Genomic DNA, 4,057 nt, shown 5'->3' with positions numbered 1-4,057 from the left:
GAGCGCGACGAGGACGCAGCCTGCCGCGAGATGCAGGAAGAAACCGGCGTGCGCCTTGCGCCGGAGGCGCTCGAGGAGGCCGGGCGAATTTTTTTCGACTTTCCTGCGCAGCCTGAGTGGAACATGGACACTGCCCTGTTCGTAGCCAGGCGCTGGAACGGCGTGCCGGTCGAATCGGCGGAAATCGCCCCGGCGTGGTATCGCCTGGACCAGCTCCCGCTGGGGCTGATGTGGCAGGACGCCGGCCATTGGCTGCCGCTGGCTTTGTCGGGACAGCAGCCCCGGCTGCACGTGGTGATGCGGCCGGATAATCAAACAGTGGCCGGCGTCGAGAACCTCGACACCGGCCACCGCGTGACGTGGGAACCCTAGCGGCCCAGCTCCCGCTGGGCCGGCCCGTTGTACTCGCTGAGCGGACGGATCAGTGAATTGGCCTCCAGCTGCTCCATGATGTGGGCGGTCCAGCCGCTGATGCGGCTGGCCACGAACAGCGGCGTGAACATTTCCGTGTCGAACCCCATCAGGTGGTAGGTGGGGCCGGCCGGGTAATCCAGGTTCGGTTTGATGTTCTTCGCTTCGGCCATGGCTTGCTCGAGCCCGTCGTAGAGACCGAGTATTTCGGGCCGTTCGTAGTGTTCGATCATTTTGTCCAGGGCCGCCTTCATGGTCGGCACCCGTGAATCACCGTGCTTGTAGACCCGGTGGCCGAAGCCCATCACCTTCTTTTTCTCCGCCAAAGCCTGCTCCATCCAGGCCCGGGCGCGTGCGGCGGCGTCCTCACGGGGCTCGTCAGCACGAATGCCGATCTGCTCAAAGGTGTGCATCACTGCCTCGTTGGCTCCGCCATGCAACGGGCCCTTCAGCGCGCCGATCGCACCGGTGACGGCTGAGTGCAGGTCCGAGAGCGTGGAAGTGATGACCCGGGCCGTGAAGGTGGAAGCGTTGAACGAGTGCTCCGCGTACAGGATCATCGAAACGTTGAAGGCGTCGACCACTTCCGGGGCGGCCTCCTCGCCAAAGGTCATCCACAGGAAGTTCGCCGCGTAGCCCAGGTCGCTGCGCGGTTCCACCAGGTCCTGGCCGCGGCGCCGGCGCTGGTCGTACGCGATGGCCGCGGGGAAGGCCGCCAGCAGCTCTACCGCCTTGGTCATGTTGGCCTCGGGGGAGGAATCCCCGGCCAGCGGGTGGCGCGCCCCGATGACGCTGGCGGCCGTCCGGCAGACATCCATCGGGTGGGTCTGGACCGGCAGCGCATCGATGACCGACTTCACTACCGGATCCAGTGCGCGGCCGCCGCGTTCGGCCGCGGTGAACTCCCGCAACTGGTCCGGGTTGGGAAGCTCGGAGTTCCACAGCAGGTAGGCCACTTCCTCGAAGCTGCAGTGCGCAGCGAGGTCCTGGACCGGGTACCCGCGGTACAGCAGGGAGTTCGTTTCGGCGTTGACCTTGGAAATCTTCGTCGTATCGACGACGACGCCGGCCAGCCCCTTGTGGATCTGCGGTGCTTCAGTCGTTGCATCCGTGCTCATGGCGACTCCTATGTCTTTGGTCAGTGCCTTGTCAGTGCCGGCCGGGCACTTGGAAATTGAATACAGAGGTGTCGAACTGGTTATACGCCTCATAATCCACCAATTCGTACAAACGCGCACGGGTCAGCATGTCCGGGACCTGTGCTTGTTGCGTGCCTTGGGCCTTGATCGTGTCCAGGGTCCGCTCGGCCGCACCCATCGCGCTGCGCAGCAGTGTCACCGGGTAGATGACCATGTTGACGCCGACCGAGGACAGTTGGTCCGCGGTGAACAGGTCGCTCTTGCCGAACTCGGTCATGTTGGCCAACACGGGCACCTCCACGGCGTCGCGGATGGCAGCGAATTCCTCCAACGTCCGCATGGCTTCGGGGAAGACGGCGTCCGCACCGGCGTCGACCAGCGCACGGGCACGGTCCTGGGCCGCAGCCAGGCCGTCCACGGCGCGGATATCGGTACGCGCCATGATCAGGAAGTTTGGATCGCGGCGGGCGTCCGCGGCGGCACGGATCCGTTTGCTGGCGGTCTCCAAGTCCACCACGTTCTTGCCGTCCAGGTGGCCGCAGCGTTTGGGGTTGAACTGGTCCTCGATGTGGCAGCCGGCCAGACCGGCGTTTTCCAGTTCCTGCACGGTGCGGGCCACGTTCATCGGCTCGCCAAAACCGGTGTCGGCGTCCACCAAAGCGGGCAGATCGGTCATCCGAGCGATCTGTCCCGCCCGGGTGGCGACTTCGGTCAGCGTGGTCAGGCCGATGTCCGGCAACCCCAGGTCATTGGCCAGCACCGCGCCTGAGATATAGACGCCGTCGAACCCCTTCTCCTGAATCAGCCGCGCCGACAGGGGATTGAACGCGCCGGGGAACTGCTGCAGCTCCCCGGACGCCAAGCCCTCGCGCAGTGTCCGGCGCTTCTGCTCGGGGGTGGTGGCGGAGTAGAGCATTTAGAACAACCCCTTCGGTCCTGCGGTAAGGTCGATGACCCCGTCGGCTGCCTGGATGTTCAGCTGGTCCAGCTCTCCGGCTGCCAGTTCCGGCAAGCGCTCGACGGCGGCCAGGAACCTGTCGATTTCAGCGTCCTCGACGATCCCGGCGGCCAGCGTACGCAGCTTGTTCACGTACTGGTCCCGAGCGAACGGGCGGGCGCCCAGCGGGTGCGCGTCAGCTACGGCGATTTCATCGGTGATGACGGTGCCGTCGGCCAGCGTGATTTCCACGGAGCCGCCGAACGCCTTCTCCGAGATGTCCAGCGAGTGGTAGCGGCGGGTCCACTCCGGGTCTTCCTCGGTGCTGACCTTGTGCCAGAGCGAGACGGTGTCCGGCCGGGCAGCCCGCTCGGGGGCGTACGAATCAACATGGTGCCAGGTGCCGTCCTGCAGTGCCACGGTGAAGATGTAGGGGATGGAGTGGTCCAGTGTTTCGCGGGACGCCGTCGGACTGTACTTCTGCGGATCGTTCGCGCCGGAGCCGATCACGTAGTGCGTGTGGTGGCTCGTCCTGATGAGCACGGACTTCACATTGTCCGCCTGCGTGGCTTCCGGGTGCGCGCGGTGCAGCCGGCGGGCCAGATCGATCCAGGCCTGGGCCTGGTATTCGGCCGAGTGTTCCTTGGTATAGGTGTCCAGGATGGCGCGCTTGGGTTCGCCCGGCGCGGGCAGCGGGACGCTGTAGGAGGCGTCCGGGCCGTCCAGCAGCCAGGCGATGACGCCGTCCTCGCCTTCGTAGATCGGCACCGGTGAGGTCTGGCCGCGCATGGCCCGGTCGACGGCCTCCACCGCCATCTTGCCCGCGAACGCCGGGGCATGGGCCTTCCACGTGGAGATCTCGCCCTTGCGGGACTGGCGGGTCGCCGTCGTCGTGTGCAGTGCCTGGCCCACGGCCTGGAAGATGGTTTCCACGTCCAAACCCAGCAGCGTGCCGATGCCCGCTGCGGCGGCCGGCCCCAAATGGGCAACGTGGTCGATCTTGTGCTTGTGCAGGCAGATGGCCTTGACCAGGTCCACCTGGATTTCGTAACCGGTGGCGATGCCGCGCATCAGGTCGCGGCCGCTCGCCCCGACGTGCTGGCCGACCGCCAGGATGGGCGGGATGTTGTCGCCCGGGTGTGAGTAGTCGGCCGCCAGGAAGGTGTCGTGGTAGTCCAGTTCCCGCACGGCCACGCCGTTGGCCCAGGCCGCCCACTCCGGCGATGTCTTGTCCGCGATGCCGAAGATGCCGGCGCCGTTTCCGGCACGGGAGACCGGGTGGCTCAGCGCCTGCGCGCGGGCGGCGACGACGGGTAAGCGGTTCAGCGAGGCGATGGCCACCGACGCGTTGTCGATGATCCGGTTAATGGCCATCTCAGCCACGTCGTCGGAAACCTCCACGGGATCCGTCGCAACGCGGGCGATTTTGTAGGCAAGCTGATCTTCGCGCGGCAGGTTCTCTTCGCTGCGGTAGACGCGTACGTGGTGCTCGACGGTCATGAAACAGTCCTTTCGAGTGGCAGATCGGGTCGATGGTTGGGATCGGTGGACTTGAAATGTTCCAGGCTTT

The 4,057-nt window shown here is 65.8% G+C and carries 4 protein-coding genes; 1 reads left to right on the top strand and 3 read right to left on the bottom strand.

Translation table 11 applies throughout. The features are described from left to right. Positions 1 to 372: NUDIX domain-containing protein (locus tag AC5RWT_RS35095; RefSeq protein WP_494084255.1), on the top strand; the 372-nt coding region annotated here is incomplete at its 5' end. On the opposite strand, the gene AC5RWT_RS35090 is transcribed toward AC5RWT_RS35095, so the two are convergent. From AC5RWT_RS35090 to AC5RWT_RS35080, 3 genes are read right to left on the bottom strand one after another with little or no spacing between them, the layout of a single operon-like run. Next, the gene (locus AC5RWT_RS35090; protein ID WP_494084254.1) at positions 369 to 1,529 is read right to left on the bottom strand and encodes a bifunctional 2-methylcitrate synthase/citrate synthase; all 1,161 of its coding nucleotides are present in this window, start codon (positions 1,527 to 1,529) and stop codon (positions 369 to 371) included. The genes AC5RWT_RS35095 and AC5RWT_RS35090 overlap by 4 nt on opposite strands. Positions 1,530 to 1,560: 31 nt before the next feature. Beyond that, positions 1,561 to 2,466 carry a methylisocitrate lyase gene (prpB, locus tag AC5RWT_RS35085; protein WP_494084253.1) on the bottom strand — a complete coding sequence of 302 codons (906 nt, stop codon included), beginning with the start codon at positions 2,464 to 2,466 and terminating at the stop codon, positions 1,561 to 1,563. Continuing rightward, the gene (locus tag AC5RWT_RS35080) at positions 2,467 to 3,987 is read right to left on the bottom strand and encodes an MmgE/PrpD family protein (RefSeq protein ID WP_494084252.1); all 1,521 of its coding nucleotides are present in this window, start codon (positions 3,985 to 3,987) and stop codon (positions 2,467 to 2,469) included. It lies immediately after the preceding gene. Positions 3,988 to 4,057: the final 70 nt, after the last annotated feature.

The organism is Arthrobacter sp. Dra40 (assembly GCF_059091905.1).
Note: the sequence above shows the minus strand (reverse complement) of the source record. Positions and strands in the feature narration are given on the sequence as shown.